At 75.5% G+C, this 22,095-nt stretch carries 18 protein-coding genes and 1 pseudogene; 13 read left to right on the forward strand and 6 right to left on the reverse strand.

Annotated elements, in window-relative coordinates:
- The first annotated feature begins 38 nt into the window (after positions 1–38).
- Entirely contained in the window at positions 39–932 is an 894-nt protein-coding gene (locus tag I4I82_RS25285) for a beta-keto acid cleavage family enzyme (protein WP_218591027.1), read from the forward strand.
- A 6-nt stretch (positions 933–938) separates the two neighbouring features.
- On the opposite strand, the gene I4I82_RS25290 is transcribed toward I4I82_RS25285, so the two are convergent.
- On the reverse strand, positions 939–2,090 hold the full coding sequence (locus I4I82_RS25290; protein ID WP_218591028.1) for a cytochrome P450: 1,152 nt from the start codon (positions 2,088–2,090) through the stop codon (positions 939–941).
- 72 nt (positions 2,091–2,162) lie between these two features.
- On the opposite strand from I4I82_RS25290, the gene I4I82_RS25295 reads away from it, so the two are divergent.
- The 3 genes from I4I82_RS25295 to I4I82_RS25305 are packed head-to-tail and all read left to right on the forward strand — an operon-like array spanning position 2,163 to position 5,109.
- Positions 2,163–3,389: a cytochrome P450 gene (locus tag I4I82_RS25295; protein WP_218591029.1), complete on the forward strand. Its 1,227-nt coding sequence runs from the start codon at positions 2,163–2,165 to the stop codon at positions 3,387–3,389.
- 55 nt (positions 3,390–3,444) lie between these two features.
- Entirely contained in the window at positions 3,445–4,239 is a 795-nt protein-coding gene (locus I4I82_RS25300; protein ID WP_218591030.1) for an SDR family NAD(P)-dependent oxidoreductase, read from the forward strand.
- 12 nt (positions 4,240–4,251) lie between these two features.
- Entirely contained in the window at positions 4,252–5,109 is an 858-nt protein-coding gene (locus I4I82_RS25305) for a hypothetical protein (protein WP_218591031.1), read from the forward strand.
- 727 nt (positions 5,110–5,836) lie between these two features.
- Here the strand turns inward: I4I82_RS25305 and I4I82_RS25310 are convergent.
- Positions 5,837–7,336: a DUF2252 domain-containing protein gene (locus tag I4I82_RS25310; protein WP_218591032.1), complete on the reverse strand. Its 1,500-nt coding sequence runs from the start codon at positions 7,334–7,336 to the stop codon at positions 5,837–5,839.
- Between the two features lie 181 nt (positions 7,337–7,517).
- Positions 7,518–8,459: a ketopantoate reductase family protein gene (locus tag I4I82_RS25315; protein WP_218591033.1), complete on the reverse strand. Its 942-nt coding sequence runs from the start codon at positions 8,457–8,459 to the stop codon at positions 7,518–7,520.
- Between the two features lie 123 nt (positions 8,460–8,582).
- Here I4I82_RS25315 and I4I82_RS25320 point away from each other — a divergent pair, with 123 nt between their 5' ends.
- The 8 genes and pseudogenes from I4I82_RS25320 to I4I82_RS25355 all read left to right on the forward strand — a co-directional run bounded on the left by I4I82_RS25320 (position 8,583) and on the right by I4I82_RS25355 (position 15,929).
- Positions 8,583–9,338 carry a class II aldolase/adducin family protein gene (locus tag I4I82_RS25320; protein ID WP_218591034.1) on the forward strand — a complete coding sequence of 252 codons (756 nt, stop codon included), beginning with the start codon at positions 8,583–8,585 and terminating at the stop codon, positions 9,336–9,338.
- A gap of 79 nt (positions 9,339–9,417) precedes the next feature.
- Positions 9,418–10,568: pseudogene (locus I4I82_RS25325) on the forward strand (alpha-hydroxy acid oxidase).
- Positions 10,569–10,718: 150 nt separating this feature from the next.
- Positions 10,719–11,930, forward strand: coding sequence for an ABC transporter substrate-binding protein (locus I4I82_RS25330; RefSeq protein ID WP_218591037.1), 1,212 nt, complete (start codon positions 10,719–10,721; stop codon positions 11,928–11,930).
- Positions 11,931–11,980: 50 nt separating this feature from the next.
- Positions 11,981–12,841 carry a branched-chain amino acid ABC transporter permease gene (locus tag I4I82_RS25335; protein ID WP_218591038.1) on the forward strand — a complete coding sequence of 287 codons (861 nt, stop codon included), beginning with the start codon at positions 11,981–11,983 and terminating at the stop codon, positions 12,839–12,841.
- 16 nt (positions 12,842–12,857) lie between these two features.
- Positions 12,858–13,916 (forward strand): branched-chain amino acid ABC transporter permease, encoded by a 1,059-nt coding sequence (locus I4I82_RS25340; RefSeq protein ID WP_218596071.1) that lies wholly within the window; start codon positions 12,858–12,860, stop codon positions 13,914–13,916.
- A complete protein-coding gene (locus I4I82_RS25345) occupies positions 13,906–14,691 on the forward strand; it encodes an ABC transporter ATP-binding protein (protein WP_218593657.1) in 786 nt (261 codons plus the stop codon). The genes I4I82_RS25340 and I4I82_RS25345 overlap by 11 nt, the downstream gene beginning before the upstream one ends.
- On the forward strand, positions 14,675–15,379 hold the full coding sequence (locus I4I82_RS25350; protein ID WP_218593658.1) for an ABC transporter ATP-binding protein: 705 nt from the start codon (positions 14,675–14,677) through the stop codon (positions 15,377–15,379). Before I4I82_RS25345 ends, I4I82_RS25350 begins: the two co-directional genes overlap by 17 nt.
- Before the next feature lie 7 nt (positions 15,380–15,386).
- Entirely contained in the window at positions 15,387–15,929 is a 543-nt protein-coding gene (locus I4I82_RS25355; RefSeq protein ID WP_218593659.1) for a hypothetical protein, read from the forward strand.
- A 1-nt stretch (position 15,930) separates the two neighbouring features.
- On the opposite strand, the gene I4I82_RS25360 is transcribed toward I4I82_RS25355, so the two are convergent.
- Positions 15,931–16,407 carry an Lrp/AsnC family transcriptional regulator gene (locus I4I82_RS25360; protein WP_218593660.1) on the reverse strand — a complete coding sequence of 159 codons (477 nt, stop codon included), beginning with the start codon at positions 16,405–16,407 and terminating at the stop codon, positions 15,931–15,933.
- A 161-nt stretch (positions 16,408–16,568) separates the two neighbouring features.
- Between I4I82_RS25360 and I4I82_RS25365 the strand changes: the two genes are divergently transcribed.
- A complete protein-coding gene (locus I4I82_RS25365; RefSeq protein ID WP_218596527.1) occupies positions 16,569–20,036 on the forward strand; it encodes an indolepyruvate ferredoxin oxidoreductase family protein in 3,468 nt (1,155 codons plus the stop codon).
- A gap of 25 nt (positions 20,037–20,061) precedes the next feature.
- On the opposite strand, the gene I4I82_RS25370 is transcribed toward I4I82_RS25365, so the two are convergent.
- Positions 20,062–21,261, reverse strand: a complete 1,200-nt coding sequence (locus I4I82_RS25370; protein WP_218596072.1) for an MFS transporter — start codon at positions 21,259–21,261, stop codon at positions 20,062–20,064.
- A gap of 16 nt (positions 21,262–21,277) precedes the next feature.
- Positions 21,278–21,964, reverse strand: a complete 687-nt coding sequence (locus tag I4I82_RS25375) for an SDR family NAD(P)-dependent oxidoreductase (protein WP_218596073.1) — start codon at positions 21,962–21,964, stop codon at positions 21,278–21,280.
- Between the last annotated feature and the right edge of the window lie 131 nt (positions 21,965–22,095).

Here is a 22,095-nt window from a genome sequence, read left to right on the forward strand (position 1 = left end):
GACCGCCGGCCGGCGCCACGAGAACGGAGCACGCAGAGATGCGCACCGACCCGCTGATGATCGAGGTCCGCTGCAACGAGTCGACGATGCGGGGGGCCAACCCGCACCTGCCGTACTCGTCGGAGGAGATCGTGCGGGAGGCCGTGCGCAGCCACGACGCCGGCGCGGCGATCATCCACTGGCACGGCCGCGACGCCGTGACGGGCGCACCGGACAACTCCGTGGAGCTCTACTGCGAGGCCGAGGAGGGCATCCGGGGCGCCACCGACCTGATCACCAAGCCGACGCTGGGCTACATCAGCCAGAGCGGGGTGGAGGACCGGGTCAAGCACGTGCGCGCGCTGGCCGACGACCCGCGGCTGCGCTTCGACGCCGTGCCGGTCGACTTCGGCTCGATGAACATCGACACCTGGGACGAGGCGGGGAAGCAGTTCGTCCCCGGTGACGGCGTCTACGTCAACAGCCGCCGCGACATCGCCTCGGTGCTGGGCGTGTTCGGCGACCTGTCGTCGTTCGTCACCACGGTGTGCTGGGACGTGGGCCAGATCCGCACCGCGCTGCGCTACCGCGAGATGGGCCTCGCCCCCTCGACCACGCTGTGGGAGTTCGTCTTCACCGGGGCCAGCAGGCCGTCGAGCGCGGGCACCAACGTGCACGCGCTCAACGCCATGATCGCCGAGATCCCGCCGGGCGAGCCGTGGCAGCTGATGTGCTACGGCGGTGACGTCCTGCCGCTCGCGGCGCTGGCGATCGTCCTCGGCGGCCACGTCTCCATCGGCCTGGGCGACCACGACTACGCCCGCTTCGGCACGCCGCACAACGGCGAGCTCGTGGCGAAGGTGGCCCAGCTGGCCGAGACGCTCGGGCGCCCGGTCGCCGGGCCGGCCCGCGCCCGGGAGCTGCTGGGCATGGCGCCGCTGCCGCCCGCCTGAGCGGTGCTACCGGGGGCGCGCCAGCAGGACCGGGTAGCTGTCGTGGCGCACCTGGGCGCTGGCGGCCAGGACCGGCGGGCGGTCCGGGTCGGGCCGCACGCCCAGGGCGAGCAGCGCGCGCAGCACCTGCACGTGGACGCCGGGCGCGGCCGTGCTCCCGGTGACGACGGCGCGGCCCAGGCACAGGTGCGGTCCGCTGCCGAACGCCAGGCCCCACGGCCGGACCCGGTCGGGCAGCGGGCGGCCCGGCCGGAACGCCTCGGCGTCCGCCCCGAACACCGCGGGGTCGCGGTTGGCCGCGACGAGGTCGACGGCCACGTGCTCGCCCTCCCGGATCAGCCGGCCGTCGCGCAGCGTCACGTCGGTCAGTGCGCGGCGCACCAGCGCGACCGTCGGGGGGCGCAGCCGAAGGGTCTCGAACACGGCGTCGCGGAGAGCGTCGTCGGTCGGGTCGCCGTCGGTCGGGTCGCCGGTGGCCCCGCCCAGCGCGTGGGCGGTGTGCACCAGCAGCGCGGCGTTGTTCAGCGTCGAGGCCGCCAGGAACAGCACCACCTCCCGCACCGCGGCGTCGTCGTCCCACTCGCCGCCGTGTGCGGCGAGCAGGGAGAGCAGGTCGGTGGGCGCGTCGCCGCGCTCGACCAGCCCGGCGCGGTGCCGGGCGGCCGGGGTGTGGAAGCGGTCGACCAGCGCGTCGCGGGCGGCCTCGCCCTCGGCGATCACGGTGGCGTGGTCGCGGGTGGACCACTCGACGGTGACGGCCTCCAGCAGCGGGCCGAGGTGGTGCAGGAGCTCGGCGGTCGCGTCGGGGTCGGTGACGTCGTCGAACCCGATGAGCGCGGCGGCGAACTGCAGGAACACCGCGCGCCCGAACGGGACCAGGTCCGCGGCCCAGCGGTCGCCCTCGGGGCGGACGGCGTCGGCGAGGCACCGGTCGAGCGTCCGGGCGACCACGTCGTGGTAGCCGGCCAGCGCGCCGCGCGCGACGAGCGGGCTGAGCAGCCGGCGCCGGTGCAGGTGCCCGGGCCCGTCGAGGACGAGGACCGTGCCCCCGATCAGCGGAGCGCTCTCGTGCTTGGACTCCTGGGCGAACCGGCGCGACCCCAGGATCTCGTCGGCCTCGGCGAAGCCCTCGACGCGGGCGAGCTCCTGGTCGTCCATCCGGCTCCGATCGACGGTCTTGACACTGCATACTATGTTACTGGTTAGGCCCACGACGAGGAGGCGGTCGGCGTGACGAGCGCGAGCAAGGGTGCGCTGGCCGCGCTGGAGGCGCACGCGACCGGTGCGGCGCCGTGCGACCCCTACCCCGTCTACGCCCGCCTGCGCGCCGAGACCCCGGTCGCTCGGAGCGAGGTGCTGCAGGCGTGGCTGGTGTCGCGGTCGGCCGACGTCGGGCGATGCTTCAAGGACGCCGCCACCTTCGGCCCGCTCGCCTCGGGCACGGGCAGCAGCGCCATCTACGGCCGGACGATCCTGCACATGAGCGGTGACGAGCACCGCCGCAAGGCGGCGATCGTCGCGCGGCGCCTCCGCAACCGCCGTGTCCTGCGCGGCGGCCTGGGGGAGCGGGTGCGCGACCTGGTCGCCGGGCTCGTCGCCGACCTGCCCCGGGCCCCGGACGTGGCCGACCTGCGCGCCGGGCTGACCACCCCGCTGCCGCTCACCGTGATCGCCGAGCTCATGGCGATGCACGAGGCCGCGCGGTTCCCGCAGTGGTACCACGACCTCGCCGCGGCCAGCGTCTCCAACGTCGGCCGCGACGCCTGCGTGCACGCCCGCGGGGTGCGGGCCAAGGAGGAGATCGACGCGTTCCTCACGCCCGCGATCGCGCAGAAGCGCGCGCAGCCGACCGACGACCTGCTCTCCGACCTGTGCACCGTGGAGTACGAGGGCGAACGGCTCTCCGACGCCGAGGTGCGCAGCAACTCGGCGTTCTTCCTCTCCGCGGGCATCGAGACCACCGACCGGGCGATGGTGAACCTGCTCGGTGCGCTGGCCTCGGATCCGGACCAGTGGGAGCGGCTGCGGGCCGACCGCTCGCTCGTGCCGTCCGCGGTGGCCGAGATCCTGCGCCACCGCGCGCCGGTGCAGGGCTCCGTGCGCCAGGCGCTCGTCGACGTGGAGCTGGGCGGGCAGCCGGTCCGGGCGGGCGACAAGCTGATCCTGCTGCTCGGGTCGGCCAACCACGACGAGGCGGTCTTCGCCGAGCCCGAGCGGTTCGACGTCGCCCGGTTCGCCGACGGCCCCGACCCGCAGTTCACCCCGGCCGCGTCGCTGCGCGCCTTCGGCGGCGGCGCCCACACCTGCACGGGCTCGCTGCTGGCCAAGCTCGAGATCGAGCAGGTGCTCACCCACCTGCTCGACACCGTCCGCGAGCTCCGCCACGCCGGGGAGCCGGCCCCCGACACCGGCTTCATGCTGCGGTCGGCCCCGGAGCTGCGGCTCCTCCTGACCTGAACGGCGCCCGGGCACCCGAGACGCACGACGACGAACGACGACGAACGGGAGCGGCATGCGACGGTTGGCCGGCAAGCGGACCCTGATCACCGGGGCCGGATCGGGACTCGGGCGCGCCTCGGCGCTGCGCTTCGGGCAGGAGGGTGCCGCCGTGCTCTGCGTGGACCGCGACGCCGCGAGCGCGGAGGCCGCGGCCGCCGCGGTCCGCGAGGCGGGCGGCGCCGCGGTCGCGTGCGCGGCGGACGTCGCCTCGGAGCCCGACACCGAGCGCATGGTCGCCGAGGCCGTCGAGGCGTTCGGCGGTCTCGACGTGCTGTTCGCCAACGCGGGCATCGCGGGGGTCGGCACCGGGGCCGACTGCACCCTGGCCGACTGGGAGCGCGTCCTCTCCGTGAACCTGACCGGGGTCTTCCTCAGCTCCAAGCACGCCCTGCGCCGGATGATCGCCCAGGGCACCGGGGGCTCGATCGTCCACCAGGCCAGCGTCGGGGGGCTGGTCGGCGTCGCCGGCATCGCCCCGTACGCCGCGGCGAAGGCCGGCGTCATCGGGCTCACCCGCCAGCTCGCCGCGGAGTACGGGCCCGCCCGGATCCGCGTCAACGCGCTGTGCCCGGGCACCGTCCCGACGCCGCTGGTCCGCGAGACCTACCGCGACCGCGGCGGCTTCGGCACCGGCACGGGGGAGACCCCGGACGAGACGCTGGAGCTCCAGCGCCTGCGCCGCTTCCCGCTGGGCCGCCTCGGCGAGGAGGACGACATCGCCCACGCCGCGCTGTTCCTGGCCTCCGACGAGTCGTCGTGGGTGACCGGGCAGGCGTGGGCGGTCGACGGCGGCATGACCGCGGTCTGAGCGGGGGCGACGATGGAGCACAGCGCGAAAGAGGGCCCGGACCTGCAGACGGTCGTGCACGCCGAGGAGCGCGGGAGCGTGGTGGCGATCGACTCGGCCTACCACGTCGACGCGCGCAACACCGGGCGCGACGTCGTCGTCAGCGCCTCCTACTCCGGCGTGCTGCCGGCCCGGTTCGTCGCCGAGCACCGGCCCCGCGCGGCCATCGGGCTGGACTGCGGCATCGGGCCCGACGGGGCCGGGATCGCGGGGCTGTGGTTCTACGAGGCGCTCGGCATCCCCGCCGCCACGGCCGACGTCGCCGGTGTCCTGCTCGGTGACGGCGTCGACGTCCACCGCCACGGCGTGGTCAGCCGGGTCAACGCGCCCGCGCAGCAGTGCGGGGTAGAGCCCGGCACGAGCGTCCGCGAGGCCGCGCTGCTGCTGCTGCGCGGCGAGCCGCGCCCGCAGGCGCCGGGGGAGATCACGCACCGGACGGTCGTGGAGACCGCACCCGACGGCAGGCAGGTCGTGTGCGCCGACTCGATCGCGTTCGGCACGGCGGCCGACACCGGGCGCACGGTCCTCGTCACGGCGGGCCACACCGGCCGCAGCGCCGTGCCCTACCTGCGCGACGTCCGGCCGTGGGGGTTCATCTGCTCCGACGGCGGTCGCGGCCGCGACGACTCGGGGATGGCGGGGCTGCTCGTCGTCGAGGCCGACGGCCTGGCCGGCGCCACGGTCGACGCCCGCACCGCCCGGATGGGCGACGGCCTGTCCAGCTACCACGACGGCGTCATCAGCGCGGCGAACGCCCCGGCGCGCGCCCGCGGCGTGGAGATCGGCATGGCCGCGGCGACCGCCGCGCACCTGCTCCTCGTCGGCGGCTGAGCGGCGGCGCCGGTCCGGCCCGCCGACGGCCATCGCGAGCGGGCAGGGGTGAGCGGGGGACGGCGCGCCCTGGATGGAAAGGCGTTCGCAAGGTGTGCGCCGCGTATCCGGGACGTCATGGCGGGGATCCTGGTGGGGAGCGCGGTGGGTCGCAGCCGGTGTCCCGGGCGAGCACCGCGACCAGGGAGGCCGATGACATGAACGGGAACCCGACCACGGTGCACCGGCGCGCGGGCCCGCGGGGCCGCTCCCGCGCGGACGGTGTGGTGCCGGCGGCGACGCTGATCGCTTCGGTGCTGCTTGCCGTGTTCCTCGCGTGGATCCACCCGGCGTTGCTCGTCCTGGTGGCGGTCGTCTGCGGGATCGGGTGGCTGCGCCGTAGCGACGCCGACCCCGTCCACTGGGGGCCCGTTCCCCGGAGCGCCGCTGCGGCCGGGCCGGTCGCGCCGCCCCCGGCCGGCCCTCGTGCGGAGGCGACCGGGGACACGGCGGAGGAGCCGCACACCCGGACCCCCTCCGCGCCGTCGCCGACCCCGGGCCGGGTCGTCACAACCGGCCGGAGCGGGCAGCGCCCGCCGTCCGGCCCGGTCCGCCGGTCCGCCGGCACCGCGCGCCACGACGGTGCCACCGCCCGGCGTCGCGCGGCGCGCCGGTCGCCGAGTGCGGCGTCGCGCTAGCCCCCCGGTTCCTCGCCCCGCCACCGTTCCGGCTGCCGCTCGGACCCCGCTCACCCGCGCCCGGGCACCCGGAAGGCGCCGGCGGCGTGATCGGCGCGGAAGTGCCCGTGGTCGCCCCGCACCCGCTCGGCCGCCTCCACGGCGAACCGCAGGACGTCGTCGACGAACAGGCCCGGCGGGTCGATCGCCTCGACGATCCGCGGCTCGACGTCGCCGGCGATGTCGCCGCTCTCGTCGGAGAGCGCGTGGACGTGGGCGAGGGCCCGGCCGCAGATGTGGGCGTAGGCCTTCCACTGCGGGTAGGACAGGTCGTCCAGGTCGATGTCGTCGCGGAACGGCGCCCGCTCCCGGGACATGTAGCTGCGTCCCTCGAAGTCGATCCCGCCGTAGAACACGTCGCCGTTGACCAGCTGCACGCTCTGCGCGTGCGCGATGCGCCCGCCGCGCCCGTCGACCTGGTGCTCCGACGGCGGCACGAGCCCGGCGAGGGCGGACCGGCGGGCCTGCTTGAACTCGAGGACGAGATCGTCGCTCCCGTCGCCGCGCTGCCCCTCGATCAGCACGTAGTAGCGGGCGAGGCCGAGCGAGGCCGTTCCCTGGCCCTTGCGCACCGCGACGTCCTTGACGCGCATCGCGCCGGCCCGGGGCGGCACGGCGATGTCCTGCTCGGCGACGAGCCGGTGGACGAGCTCCTGGAACTCCTGCCGGCGGCTGGTGATCGGGACGAGCTCGTCGTCGGCGCGGAAGCCGCGACCGTACTCGTCGTGGTAGTCGTCCTCCAGCCACTCCCGCCGGCCCTCGTCCGCCTGGTCGAACAGGTCGCGGATCAGCTCCGGCGCGTTGTCGCGGCGCAGCTGGTGGTCCGACTCCGTGGCGTGGCGGGCGAACTCGGAGATGGCCCCGACGTACCCCCGCACGAAGCGCCGCGCGATCTTCCGGCGGCGTGTGCTCCCGTGGCCGCCCTCCACCTCGGCGGCCAGGAGGAACCCGACCGCGCCGCGCTTGAGGTCGAAGGTGAACGGGGCGTAGTAGGCCTCGTCGAAGTCGTTCACGCCGAAGATCGGGACGTTGTCGGCGTTGGGCATCACCCCGAAGTTCTCCGGGTGCACGTCGCCGAGCGCGAGGACGGTCGGCATCGTCGCGTCCTCGCCGGCCAGGTCGCGGTAGAACAGCAGGCACGTGCCGCGGAAGAACGAGTACAGCGACCCGGCGAGCTCGTCGAACTTGACCTCGGTGTCCTCGCACCGCCGGGTGATGCGGGTGTGGTGGTCCTCGCGGAGGGTCTCCCGCACGTGCAGCCGCCGGTCGTTGCCGGTCAGCAGCCGCGGCAGCAGCACCAGCCCGCCGCGGGCCCGTTCCTGCGCCATGGCGCGGAACGCCTCGAACCGCGACGCCGCCGGCTCTGCTGCCGGATCGCGGGACCCGGCGTCGCCGTCCAGCGCCTCGAGCAGCTCCTGGCGGTTCATGCCGGACCGGCCGGGGAGCCGCCGCCGCTGCGCGAGGTCGTAGAGCTCCCGCCGCGTGGCCTGGTCGAGTCGTCGTCTCTCCATCCAGGAGTCTCTCCGCCCCCGGCGTGCGGCATACGCCCGCCACCTTGCGACCTCCTGACGATCGGTCCGGCACCGACATCGATCGCACCGCCGGACCCTCTCCGCCGCTCCCACCCGGCTCCGCAGAGGTGCCGTGTGCTGAGGAACCCGACGTCGCTCCGTGCCGCCGGCAGGGGTGCGGTCAGCGCACGCCGAGCGCGCCCAGCAGGCCGAGCACCACGCGGTGCGCCGGGGCGGGGACGCCGTGGCGCTCGGCCAGCCCGTGCACCGCTCCCGCCATCACCGCGAGCTCGGTGCGGCGCCCGGCCAGCACGTCGGAGCACAGCGACGTGAAGTGCTCGCCCGTGCCCTCGAAGACGCCGGTCGCGTGGGCCCACGCCCGCTCCCGGTCGAGCGCGACGCCCTCCGCCGCGGCCACGGCGACGGTCTCGTCGAACATCTCCCCGACCAGCGCGCGGCCCTCGGCGCTCGCCCACACGGCCCCCACCGTGGCCCGCAGCACGGCGCTGACCGGGCTCATCACCGCGAGCGCGAGCTTCGACCACACCTGCTCGCCCACGTGGGCGTGCTGCACGGCGGGCAGCCCGGCGGCCGTCAGCGCGGCGGCGACCTCCGCTCCGCGCGACCCGCCGGCGGCAACGCCCATCTCCCCGAAGTGGTTCTGCGCGCCGCCCGCGGCCGTGACCGGGGTGATCGTGATGCGGCCGGGCTCCTGGCGGGTCGCGCCGACGGTGGTCGTGCCGACCAGCGCCCGGTCCGCGCCCACCGCCTCCGCGAGCAGCGCATCGAGGCCCAGGCCGTTCTGCAGGCTCACCGCGACCCCGTCCGGGGCCAGGGCGGGCGCGGCGGCGCGCACCGCGTCGGCGGCGTCGAAGGCCTTGGTGAGGACGACGAGCACCGCGAGCGAGGCGGTCTCCAGGTCGGCGGCGCGCGCCGCCACCGGGACCGCGACGCGCCACGGCTCGCCGTCCTGCGGGTGCACGAGCAGGCCCTCGCGCGCGACCGCGTCGACGTGCGGCCCGCCCCGCCCGACCAGCACGACGTCCTGCCCGGACCGGGCGAGGAAGGCCGCGAACGCCGACCCCATCCCGCCCGCGCCGAGCACCCCGATCCGCCGCTGCACGACCACCTCCAGGACCGCCGGGGGCGAGCGTATCTAGGCCTCTAGCGCCGTTTCCACCGTCACGTTAGCCTCGGTCGGGGCGGTGACGCCGGCGCGCGATCGGCGGCCGTCAGGAGGAGCCCGATGAGCGTCACGGAGATCAGGAACGCGCCCGCCCGCGTGGTCGACGAGAGCGATCCGCGGTTCCGGATCGCGGCCGCGCGTCGGATCCTGCACCGCGAGGGCCTCGACAGCCAGGTCGGCGGGCACGTCAGCCTGCGGGTGCCGGGGGAGGAGGCGTTCCTCGTCACGCCGTTCCAGTACTTCGACGAGACCCTGCCCGAGCACGTCAGCAAGGTCGGGTTCGACATGGCCGTCCTCGAGCAGGGCACGCTGCCCGCGTCCGTCGGGATCACCTTCCACGCCTCCCTCTACCGCGCCCGCCCCGACGTGCAGTGCGTGATCCACACCCACGCCCGCAACATGTCGGTGCTGAGCACGACCGACGTCCCGTTCGACGTGTACTACGACTACGCCGCGCTGCTGCTCGACGAGGTCGTGCCGTGGGTGGACGACCCGGACCTCGTGCCCTCCGAGGAGGGCGAGCTGATGGTCGAGGTGCTCGGCGACCGCAAGGCGCTGCTCATGGGCCACCACGGGTCCCTGCACGTGGGCGACTCCCTGGAGCACGTCACCACGGAGGCGCTGATCATGGAGCTGTGCGCGGGCTACCAGCTCGCCGCGATGGCCGTGGGCGGCAGGCCCCTGGACCGCACCCGGGCCGAGAGCTACCGGGCGGCCTACCTCAAGTACGGGTTCCGCGAGCAGATGTGGACGGCGAACTACCGCCGGCTGCTGCGCAGCGACCCGGACCTGTTCGCCGTCCTGCGCGCGGGCTGACGGGCCGGTGCGCAGGGGAGCGGCACGGGCGCGCACGATCGAGGACCTGCGCCGCGCGGCGCGGCGCCGGCTGCCGCGCATGGTCTTCGACTTCGTCGACGGCGGCGCCGAGGACGAGTTCACGCTCGCCGAGAACCGGCGGGCCTTCTCCGACCTGGCCTTCCGGGCCCGCGTTCTGGTCGACGTCGCCGAGCGACCGCAGGCCACCACGCTGCTCGGGCGCCCGCTCGCCCTGCCCGTGGTCCTCGGCCCGGCCGGGCTCGTGCGGATGGCCGGGCGGGCCGGGGAGGCCGCGGCCGCGGTGGCCGCGCAGCGCTGCGGCACCGTGTCGGTCGTCAGCTCCGGGTCGAGCGTGTCGCTGGCCGACGTGGCCTCGGCGGTGGGCGAGCCGAGTGGTTCCAGCTCTACCCGTGGGGCGACCGGCGCACCGTGCGGGCGCTCATGGGCAAGGCGCGCGACGCCGGCTACGAGGCGATGGTCGTGACGGTCGACGTGCCCGTGGTGGGCTCGCGCGAGCGCGACCTGCGCAACGGGCTGGCCGTGCCGCCCCGGGTCAACCCCCGGACCGGCGCCGACGTGCTGAGCCGCCCGCGGTGGCTCGCCGAGCTGCTCACCGGGCCGGGGGTGACGTTCGCGAACTTCACCGACCTGGTGCCGCGCACCGGCACCAGCGGGCTGGCCGCGATGACCGCCGGGCTGCTCAACCCCGGCCACACCTGGGCCGACCTGGAGTGGATGGTCGCGGAGTGGGGCGGTCCGGTGATGCTCAAGGGCGTCATGACCGGCGAGGACGCCCGCCGCGCGGCGGACCTCGGCTGCGCCGCCGTGGCGGTGTCCAACCACGGCGGGCGCCAGGCCGACGGCCTGCCCGGTGCGCTCGACGTGCTGGAGGAGGTCGTCGACGAGGTCGGTCGGGACGTCGAGGTCGTGCTCGACGGCGGCGTGCGCCGCGGCACCGACGTCGTGAAGGCGCTGGCGCTGGGGGCGCGGGCGTGCCTGGTCGGGCGCCCGTGGGTGTTCGGGCTCGCGGCCGGGGGCGTCGAGGGCTCGGTCCGGGCCGTGGAGATCCTGCGCGAGGAGATCGACCGGACGCTCGCGCTGATCGGCCGTCCGGGCGTGGGGTCGCTCGACAGGTCGGCCCTGTCGGCCCGCTCGACGAGGGGCTGGCGGCCCCTCGCGGAGCCCGCCGGGTGCGCCTGCGGCAGCACCGATCCGCATCGGCGTAGTTAGAGCATTGACGACGTACCCGGCGGCCTCTAGATTCGGCGCCGGGTCGGCTGCGTCACACCCGCGATGGTGCGGGTCGCCGGTGGGGGTCCGCGCCCGTGCACGTCCCAGATCGGTCGATCGAACACAGTTCGGGTCCAACGGAGGAACCGCATGACGACCAGGCGCCTGCTCCTCGCCACCGCCCTCTCCACGGCACTGCTGCTGTCCGGGTGCGGCAGCATCGCCGACGACGGGGGCGGCGCCGCCGCGGGCGAGGCACCGCCCGGGGTGACCGACACGGCCATCACGATCGGCGCGACGCTGCCGCTCACCGGCACGGCCGCCGTCGCGGGACAGGGGCTGGAGGCGGGCCTGCGCATCGCCGCCGACGAGATCAACGCGGCGGGCGGGATCAACGGCCGCCAGGTCGAGCTCGTGCTCCTCGACGACGCCTTCGCCCCCGACCGCGTGGTCACCAACGTCCGGCGCCTGGTGTCCCAGGAGGGCGTGTACGCCCTGGTCGCACCGGCCGGGTCGCAGGGCCTGCCGGGCACGTGGTCCTTCATCGCCGAGAACGGCACGCCGGTGTGGGGCCCGGTGTCCCCGGGCGACCCCGAGCTCGACGAGGTCTACCTGCTCAGCGCCACGCGCAAGAGCCAGATCCAGGTCGCGATCGACTACTACGCGGCCCAGGGGTTCACCGACATCGGCGTGATCCGCCAGAACAACGACCTCGGCGTGTCGATGACGGCGGCGCTGACCGACCAGATGCCCGAGCACCCGGAGATGCGGATCGTCGCCGAGCAGGAGACTCAGACCGGCTCGACCGACGTCAGCTCCGCGGTCAACAACATCATCGCCGCGAACCCGCAGGCCGTCCTGCTGGCCACGGACAACACCCAGGTCGGTCTGATCCTGCAGGGCCTGCGCAACCGCGGCGTCACGGTGCCGGTGTTCGCCGACCAGGGCGGGGCCGGCACGGGCGGACCCAGCGCGATCGGGCCGGCCGGCGCGGCGGCGGAGGGTCTGATCGGCGGCATGCAGGTCGACACGGTGTCGACCGACAACCCCGACGTCGAGCACTGGCGCGGGCTGGCCCAGCAGTACTCGGGCGAGCAGGGCACCAGCGGGTTCTCGCTGCAGACCTACAGCTCGCTGCGCGCGTTCGCGGAGCTCGTGCAGCGCATGGGCGACGACATGGGCTACGCCAACTTCCAGGCCGTCGCCGAGGGCCTGCGCGAGGACCCGATCTCCCTCGGCGCGATCCCCGACATCGAGTGCGGGCCGCTGCCCGGCGGCCACACCTGCGTGAACCAGGCCGGCCTCGCGATCGTGCGCGGCGGGCAGTGGCAGATCCTGCAGGCGTTCCAGGCGCCCAGCTGACGGGCGAGCCGACCCACGACGACCGAGAACGGACCGGAGCGGAGAGCCCGATGGTGCAGACAGCGCTGAGCGGCCTGGAGGCGGGCAGCTGGTTCGCCCTCCTCGGGCTGGCCATCGTCGTCGTGATGAAGGCGGCCGACGTGCCGAACTTCGCGATGGCGGAGATCGGGCTGGTGGCCACCTACGTCGGCACGGTGGTGAACGCCGGCGCCGCGAACTTCTGGGTGGCGGTGGTCGTGACCCTGCTCGGCGGGGCGGTCCTGGCCGTGGCGATCGACCTGCTGCTCATGCGCAGGCTCGCCAAGCACGGGCACTTCCCGCTCCTGCTCATGACGATCGGGCTCTCCCTGGCGCTCAACGCGCTGATCGGGCTGATCTGGGGCCACGACCCCCGCAGCTTCACGGCGCCGTGGTCGGGCAGCTACTTCACGGTCGCGGGCTTCGAGATCAGCTGGGCCCAGGTCGTCACGATCGCGGTCGGCGCCGCGGGCGCCATCGGGATCACCTGGTTCTTCCGCACCTCCACCGGCGCGCAGATGCGGGCGGTGGCCGAGAACCGCGCCACGGCGCGCCTGGTGGGGGTCAACGCCGGGCGGCTGTCGGCGATCGCCTGGGGCGTGGGCGGGCTGATCGCGGCGATGGCGGTGATGCTGCAGGCGCAGTCGACGCTGGTGTCCACGCACTCCGCCGCGTCGCTGATCATCTACGGCTTCGTCGCCGCGACGATGGGCGGCTTCGTCTCGCTGATCGGCACGTTCGCGGGCGGCCTGGCGCTGGGGGTCATCCAGCAGACCGTCGGTGCCTACGTGTCCGGCACCGCGCAGTTCGCGGTGGCCCTGCTGGCCGTGGTGATCGTGCTGCTCGTCCGGCCGGACGGGTTCACGAGAGGCGTGAGGCTGCGCGATGTCTGAGTCCGGAGGAGCAGTGGTGACCACGGTCGACGATCCCGCGCAGACGGGCGCCCCGGTGCCGCGCACGCGCGGGGGGGCGGCCCCGGCCCGGGGTCGCGGAGCGCTGAAGGCGGTGGCGGCCGTCGTCGCCGTCGCCGTCCTGTTCGCCGCCCCGTTCGGGGTGAACACCTACATGCTGTTCGTGCTGAACCTGACGCTCGTCTACGTGATCAGCACGCTCGGGTTCAACCTGCTCGTCGGCTGGTCCGGGCAGATCGGGCTGGCCCACGCGGCGCTGTTCGCGATCGGGGCCTACGGCAGCGCCATCGCCGTCGAGGGGGGCGTGCCCTTCCTCGTGACGATCCCGCTGGTCGCGCTGGCCGCGGCCACGCTCGCCGTCGTCATCGGCTTCCCCGCGATCCGCCTCACCGGCTTCTTCCTGGCCATCGCCACGCTCGCGCTGGGCATGGCGATCATCGAGGTGCTCACCGTGGCCGCCCCGATCACCGGCGGCGGCGGCGGGATGGACGTGGTGGTGTGGAAGATCCCGGGAATCACCGGGAGCGCCTCCACCTACTTCGTCACGCTGGTCGTGGCGGTGCTCGCCTACTTCCTGGTGCGCCGGGCCCTGGTCGGGCGCTTCGGGCGGACGCTGCAGACGGTGCGCCACCTCGGCACGCTCTCGGGCTCGCTGGGCGTGTCGGTGCTGCGCTACCGGCTCACCGCGTTCGCCCTGTCGGGCTTCCTCGCCGCGATCGCCGGTGCGCTCTACGCGCAGCTGCAGACGTTCATCTTCCCGGCCATGTTCGGGATGAACCTGCTGGTGCCGATGCTGGTGATGGTGTTCGTCGGCGGGGCCGGGTCGCTGTGGGGGCCGGTGGTGGGCGCGGCGTTCGCCGTGGTGCTCATCGAGTTCTTCCAGGACCTCGGCGACCTGCAGGCCATCGCCTACGGGATCGTGCTCATGCTCGCGATCGCGGTGCTGCCCGGCGGGCTGGTGTCGCTGGGCCGGACCGCGCGGGAGTCCCGGTGGGTCGGTCGCCTGACCTCTCGGGGCCGGGCGGCGACGGGGGAGGAGACGGGCCGTGCCGGCTGACCGCGCGCTCATCGAGCTGACCGACGTCCGCAAGGCGTTCGGCGGCAACCTGGTCCTCGACGGCGTCAGCTTCGCCGCGCGCCCGGGCTTCACCGGGCTGATCGGCCCCAACGGCGCCGGCAAGACCACCTGCCTCAACGTCATCTCCGGCTACCTGCAGCCCGGCGCGGGCACGGTCCGCATCGGCGACCAGGAGGTCGTGGGGCTCGCCCCGCACGCCGTCGCGCGGATGGGGGTGTCGCGCACGTTCCAGACGCCGCGGCTCATCCCCGACCTCTCCGTGGTCGACAACGTGCTCGTCGGCGGCACCCGGCACCACCGCGCCGGCCACGTCGCCGAGCTGCTCGGCCTGCGCACCGCCCGCGAGGACGAGGCGCGCGTGCGCGAGCGGGCCGCGGCCCTGCTCGACGCGTTCGGGCTCGCCGACGTCGGCGGGCGGCAGGCCGGCCGGTTCCCGATCGGGACCCAGAAGATCATCGAGGTGGTCCGGGCGCTGCTCAACGAGCCGGCCGTGCTGCTGCTCGACGAGCCCGCGGCCGGGCTGGGCGCCGAGGACGTCGACCGGCTGGTCGAGGGCCTGCGCGCCTGGACGGGCGAGACGGGCACGGCGATCGTGATCATCGAGCACGACCTCGAGCTCATCAGCCGGCTGTGCCCCGTGGCCGCCGTGCTGCACTTCGGACGGATCATCCAGTTCGGCGCACCGGAGGAGGTCCTGCGGGACCCGGTCGTCGTCGAGGCGTACCTGGGAGCTGGCTTTGCTGCTGGACGTTGAGCGGGTGCGCACCGGCTACGGGCGGCTGGAGGTCCTCCACGACATCAGCCTGCACGTCGAGCAGGGCGAGATCGTGACGGTGCTCGGGCCCAACGGCACCGGGAAGACGACGCTGATGCGATTGCTCTCGGGCGTGCTGCCGGTGTGGGCGGGGCAGGTGTCCTTCGACGGCGCCGACCTCGGCCGGACGACGCCGGAGAAGCGCGCGGCGCTGGGGCTGTGCCAGCTCCCGGAGGGCCGGGGGATCTTCCAGACCCTCACCGTCGGGGAGAACCTCGACCTCGGCGCGGTGAGCAGCAGGCGGTCCGGGGCGGACCTGCGGGCCGACCGCGACCGCGTCCTGGGCGTCTTCCCGGAGCTGGCCGGGCGGCTGGCCGCGTCGGCGTCGTCGCTGTCGGGCGGGCAGCAGCAGATGCTGGCGCTGGCCCGCGCGCTGATGGGGCGTCCCCGGCTGCTGCTGATCGACGAGCTGTCGTTCGGCCTCGCCCCGCGGATCGTCGGCGACCTGTTCACGGTGGTGCGCGACCTGCGCGAGGACGGGGTCACGTTCCTCATCGTGGAGCAGCAGGCGTCGGCCCTGCGGGTGTCGGACCGCACCTACATCCTGCGCAACGGCCGCAACGAGCTCGACCGCCCGTCCGCCGAGCTGCTCGACTCCGACGAGCTCGTCGCGTCCTACCTCCGGTGAGCCCGTCGTGAGCGGGGAGGAGCCGCACCTCGTGCCGCTGCCCGAGCAGCTGCGCCGCCTCGGCGCGTCCGAGGAGGTGCTGGCGCTCGTGACCGCGGAGCACGGCACCTGGCGGGAGCTGCACGATCGCCTGATCGGGCTCATCGCCGCGCTGCTCGACCTCGCCTGCCGCGACCGCCCCGTCGCCGACGTCATCGACGACCTGATCGGCTCGGCGGCCGTGCCGCTCGACCGGCTCGTCGGGTCCGGCGTCGACGCGGGGGAGGTGGCCGCGCTGCTGCGCGCCCACGGCTCGGTCGGCACGGCGACGACCGACCCCGCCACGGGCGACGTCGAGTTCCGCCACGCCTGCGGCACGGGCCAGCGCTACTGGCGCGACGTCCCCGACGCGGCCACCGTCGTCGAGGGCGAGGTGCCGGGCGTGCCCGGCGGCCGCCCGCGCTACTGCGCCCGGTGCGTCCGGGCCATCGCGGCGCACGGCGGCGGCGCGTGGACGGTGTCCCCACCCGCCGACACCGTGGAGCCCTGCGTGTGGCGGGTGCGCGGATAGCTCACCGGCGGGCCCGCCAGCGCGCGGCGCGCACCAGGGGCAGCGTGCGGCGCGGGATGCGCTGGGTGAGCGCGATCTGCGAGCGCGTCCGCACGACCCCGTCCACCGCGATGAGCGTCTGGACCAGGCCCTCCAGCTCGGCGGTGTCGCGCGCGACCAGCTGGCAGAGCAGGTCGCCGTCGCCGGTGACGGTGTGCGCCTCCACGACCTCGGGCACCTCGGCCAGCCGCGCGACGACCGAGTCGAGCCGGCCCTGGGCCAGGTCCAGGTGCACGAAGGCGTGGATGGCGTAGCCGAACGCGCGCGGCGCCACCTGCGGCGCGAGACTCGCGATCGCCCCGGACTCCTGCAGCCGCAGGAACCGGCTCGCGACCGTGCCGCGGGCGATCCCGAGGTTCCGGGCGTACTCGCGCAGCCCGGCCCGCGGCCGCTCCAGCAGCAGCACCAGCAGGGCCCGGTCGAGCTCGTCGAGGATCATGGTCCGGGTGCCTCCTGGAAGCGTCGTCGTGATGGTGACGACTATGCTACTGGCCCATCTCCGCAGGACAGGGCCTGGACGGTGGACCGGCTGCTTCCTAGCGTCGTCACCCCATGGCCAACGGTGCTCGGAGGTACCCCTTGCCCACCGACGTGCTCCCGCTGCGGTCCTATGCCCTCACCGACCGCTACACCGCCGAGTCCGGGCTCGTGCACCTCACCGGGCTGCAGGCGCTCGTGCGGGTGCTGCTCGACCAGCACCGGCACGACCGGGCCCGCGGGCTCGACACCCGCACCTTCGTGTCCGGCTACGAGGGGTCGCCGCTGGCCGGGCTCGACCTCGAGCTGGGCCGGCACCGCCGGCTGCTCGACGAGCACGGCGTCGTGTTCACCCCGGGCCTCAACGAGGAGGCCGCGGCGACGGCCGTGCAGGGCACCCAGCTGGCCGCCGTGACGGGCGGTCTGCGCCACGACGGCGTGGTCGGCGTCTGGTACGGCAAGGCGCCCGGCCTGGACCGGGCCTCGGACGCGATCCGGCACGCGAACCTCATGGGCACCCACCGCACCGGCGGCGTGCTCGCGCTGGTCGGGGACGACCCGGGCGCCAAGTCGTCGAGCGTGCCGTGCGCCTCGGAGTTCGCGCTCGCCGACCTGGCGGTGCCGGTGCTGTACCCGGCCGACCCGCAGGAGGTGGTCCGCCTCGGGCTGCACGGGATCGCGCTGTCGCGGGCCAGCGGCCTGTGGGCCGGGCTGAAGGTCGTCACCGCCGTCGCCGACGGGTCGGCGACCGTCCGCGCCGGGCTCGACGGCTTCGACCCCGTGCTCCCCGAGCTGGAGGTCGACGGGCGGCCCTACCGGCACGCCGTCACCGGTCACCTGCTGCAGCCGGCGCTCGGGCCCCTGGAGCGCGACCTGCACCGGGCCCGCCTGGAGCTGGCCCGCCGCTACGCCGCGGCCAACGGGCTCGACCGGATCACCGTCCGCACCGGCGACGACCGGATCGGCCTGGTCGCCGCGGGCAAGACCTACCTCGACCTGCGCCAGGCGCTCGACGCCCTCGGCCTCGACGACGACGAGCTGCGCCGCCGCGGCGTGCGGCTGCTGAAGCTCGGGATGGTGCACCCCGTCGAGCCCGGGATCGTCCGGGAGTTCGCCGCGGGCCTGCGCGAGGTCGTCGTGGTGGAGGAGAAGCGCTCGTTCGTCGAGGCCGCGGTCAAGGACCTGCTCTACGGGCGTCCCGGCGCCCCCGCGGTGCTCGGCAAGACCGGCCGCGGCGGCGCGCCGCTGTTCCCCCCGCACGGCGAGCTCGACCCCGACCTGGTCGCGACCGGGCTGGCCGGGCTGCTGGCCGACCTCCCGGGCGTCGCCGCGTGGCGCGAGCGCCGCCGCCCGGCGCGCGGTCGGGTGCAGCGGGGCCGGATCGACCTGCCGCTGCTCGGGCGGACGCCCTATTTCTGCTCCGGCTGCCCGCACAACTCCTCGACCAAGCCCGGGGACGCCTCGCTCGTCGGTGCGGGCATCGGCTGCCACGCGATGGTGCTGCTGATGGACCCCCGCCAGGTCGGCGACGTCACCGGCCTCACGCAGATGGGCGGCGAGGGGACGCAGTGGATCGGCATGGCGCCGTTCGTCGAGGCCCGGCACTTCGTGCAGAACATCGGCGACGGCACGTTCCACCACTCGGGCTCGCTCGCCGTGCGCGCCGCGGTGGCCGCAGGCGTCGACATCACGTTCAAGCTGCTGCACAACGCGACCGTCGCCATGACCGGCGGGCAGGACGCCGTCGGCGCGCTGACCGTGCCCGCGCTGACCCGCCTGCTCGCGGCGGAGGGCGTGGCCCGCACGATCGTCACCGCCGAGGACCCGGGCCGCCACCGCCGCGCGGAGCTCGCCCCGGACGTCGAGGTGTGGCCGCGCGAGCGGCTCGCCGAGGCCCAGCGGGTGCTCGCGGACGTGCCCGGCGTGACCGTGCTGATCCACGACCAGGAGTGCGCCGCGGAGAAGCGGCGCAAGCGCAAGCGCGGCACGCTGCCGACGCCGGTGCAGCGGGTCATGATCGACGAGCGGGTGTGCGAGGGCTGCGGCGACTGCGGCCGGGCGTCGAACTGCCTGTCGGTGCAGCCGGTGGACACGGAGTTCGGACGCAAGACGCAGATCCACCAGTCGTCGTGCAACCTCGACTTCTCCTGCCTGGCGGGCGACTGCCCGTCCTTCCTCACCGTCGTGCCCGGCGGGGCCCGGGCGCGCGTCGCCGTCCCCGCGCTGGACGACGCCGTCCTGCCGCCGCCCCCGCCGGGGACCGGCACCGCGGACTTCGCGCTGCGGATGGTCGGCGTCGGCGGCACCGGCGTCGTCACGGTGGCGCAGGTGCTGGCCACCGCGGCGCTGCTCGCGGGCCGCCGGGTGCGCGGGCTCGACCAGACCGGCCTGGCGCAGAAGGGCGGGGCCGTCGTCTCCGACCTGAAGATCACGGCCGGGCCGCGCGAGGCGGCCGGGCGGCTCGCCGCCCGCGAGGCGGACCTGTACCTGTGCGCGGACCTGCTCGCCGGCGCCGACGCCGGGAACCTCGCGGTGGCCGACCCCGCCCGCACGGTCGCGGTCGTCTCCACCGGCCGCGTGCCGACCGGGGCCATGGTCGTCGACCCGGACACCGCCTTCCCCGACGTCGACGACGTGACCGGCCGGATCACCGCCGGCGCCCGCGCCACTGTGCTGCTCGACGCCCGGGACCTGGCCGAGCGGCTGTTCGGCGGCGACCAGTACGCGAACCTGCTGCTCGTCGGGGCCGCGTTCCAGGCCGGGGCGCTGCCGCTGCCGGCCGACGCGGTGGAGCGGGCGATCGCGCTCAACGGGGTCGCCGTCGAGGCCAACGTGCAGGCCTTCCGCCGCGGCCGCCAGGCCGTCGCCGATCCGGACGCGCTCGCCGTCGCCCTGGCCCCGCCGCCGGCCCCGCCCGCCCCCGTCGCACCGGCCGCGGCGCCCGGCCCGGCCGCGCGGGTGCGCGCCGACCCGGGGTCGGAGCTGGCCCGCCTGGTCGGCGTCCGTGTCCCCGAGCTGGTCGCCTACCAGGACGCCCGGTACGCCGCGCGCTACGCCGACGACGTCGAGCGCGTCCGGGCGGCCGAGGACGCCGCCGTGCCCGGGTCGACGGCGCTGGCCGAGGCCGTGGCCCGGAACCTGCACGCGCTGATGGCCTACAAGGACGAGTACGAGGTGGCGCGGCTGTCGCTGGACCCCGCGCTGGCCGCCGAGGTCGAGGCCCGCTTCGGTGTCGGCGCCCGGGCCACCCGCCGGCTGCACCCGCCCGCGCTCCGGGCGCTCGGCCTGCGGCGCAAGATCGGGCTCGGACCGGCGGAGACGCCGGTGTTCCGGGTGCTGCGGGCGATGCGCCGGCTGCGGGGCACCCCGCTCGACCTCTTCGGGCTCGCGCACGTGCGCCGGGTCGAGCGCGGCCTCGTGGTCGAGTACCGGGCCGTGCTCGAGAGGCTGCTCGACGGCCTCACCCCGGCGACGCACGCGCACGCCGTCGAGGTCGCGGGGCTGCCCGACCTCGTCCGCGGCTACGAACACGTGAAGCTGGAGTCGGTGGCGCGCTACCGGGAGCGGCTCGCGCGGGCACTGGCGCCGTGAGCGGTGCCGCCCTGCCGTGGCCGGGCTACGGGACCTGCGCGGGCACCGGGACGATCCGCCGGCAGCGCCAGAACCCGGCGGCCCCCGCCACGACCAGCGCGGCGCAGGCCAGCCAGGCCGGGCCGTAGCCGCCCGTTCGATCGACCAGGAGCCCGAACAGCGGCGGACCGGCCAGGGCGCCGAGGTAGTAGCCGGCCATCGTCACGCCGGCCGCCCGGCCGACGGCGCCGGGGGCCGCGGCGATCACGGCCGCGTGCATGAGGCTGATCGCCGCGAGCTGCGCGACGGTGGCGACGAGCAGGCCGGCGACCATGAGCGGCGGCCCCGCCGGGATCCCGGCGACGAGCAGCAGCTGGCCGCCCGCGACGAGCAGGCACAGCACGACGATCGCGGGCAGCCGGCCCCCGGCGGCCGCCCGGTCCGAGCGGCGGGCGAGCACCACCATCCCGACGATCGCGGCGAGGGACCCCGTGGAGGTGAGCGCGCCGGCTGCCGCGAGCGGCACCCCGCCGGCCTCGTGCAGGAAGGGCACCATCCACGAGAACAGCGCCTGCGAGCCCGCGATCAGCGCGAACGCCGCGAGCGGGAACCACCCGAACCGCCGGGGGAGCGGGGCCGGGCCCGCCCGGCCCACCACCGCGGGTGCGAGTCCGGGGAGCACGGCGAGGGCGAGCGCGGCGACGAGCAGCAGCAGCGGCGCGTACCCGCCGAGCACCGCCCGCCAGCCGACGAGCTCCGCCGACCCGGCCGCGACCACCGCGGAGACCGCGACGAGCAGCGGCACCCCCGCCGTGCGGACGGCGAGCGCGACGCCGTGCCGGTGCGGCGGCAGCGCGGCGGCGATGGCGATGCTCGTGCCGGCGTTGGTGAGCGCGTAGCCCGCGCCCGCGACGACCGCGGCGCCGAGCAGCACGGCGTAGTGCGGCAGCAGCGCCGCCGTGACCAGCGCCAGCGCGACGACGAGCTGGTCGGCGACGACCGCGCGCCGCGGGCCGACGCGCTCGGCGATCCGGCCCCCGACGATCGAGCCGAGCCCGGTCGCGCCGAAGAACGCGCCGACGAGCAGCCCGACCTGCCACCGGTCCAGGTCGAGGTCGGCCTGCAGCGGCACGGCGAGGAACCCGAGGACGAACCCGGGGGAGGCGCCGAACCCGACCGCGAGGGCGCTGACCCCGACGACGGTGGCGGGGCGGGGGACCCGGGCGGGACCGGCTGGGGTGCTCACGGGGGTCGCGGTCCGGCTACGACGCCGTCCACGCCCCGTCCACGGGCAGGACCGTGCCGGTGACGTAGGACGCGGCGTCGGAGACGAGGAACCCCACCGCCGCGGCGATCTCCACGGGCTCGCCGGGCCGACGGGCCGGCACCCGGTTCATCAGCCACGCGGTCTGCTCGGGGTCGCCGAGCCGGTCGGCGGTCATCGGCGTGCGGATGACGCCGGGGGCGATCGCGTTCACCCGGATCCCGTGGGGGGCCAGCTCGACCGCGGCCGCCCGCACCAGGCCCGCGACCCCGGCCTTGGCCGCGACGTAGTGCGGCTGCCCGGCGACGGCCTGGGTGTTGGTCACCGAGCTCATCGTCACGACCGACCCCGGGGTGCCGGCGGCGATCCAGCGCCGCGCGCACGCCTGGACGCCCAGGAACGTGCCGACGACGTGCACGCGCAGCATCCGCTCGAACTCGTCGGCGTCGAGGTCGACGAGCGCGCCGCGGCTGCGGTGACCGCCGCAGTTGACCAGGGCGTGGACGGGGCCGGTGGCGTCGAGCACCGCCGCCCACGCGGCGGGGTCCGCGACGTCGAGCGCGTGGTCCCCTGGCCCGGGCCGCAGGTCCGCGACCTCGACGGCCCAGCCCTGCTCGGCGAGCAGGGTCGCGCACGCGGCCCCGATCCCCGACGCGCCCCCGGTGACGAGGACGGTGCGGGTCATCGGGGCCCGCCCGCCGTGGGGTGCCCGTCGAACAGCGTGCCGGTCACGGTGCCTCCTCGCATCGTCGTCGAGCCCCCGCAGCGTAACCGCCGCAGATCCCGGTGGGCTCCTTGACAGGGCTGACGAACGAG

Origin of the sequence: Pseudonocardia oceani (genome assembly GCF_019263585.2) — a bacterium.
Lineage (GTDB): Bacteria > Actinomycetota > Actinomycetes > Mycobacteriales > Pseudonocardiaceae > Pseudonocardia > Pseudonocardia oceani.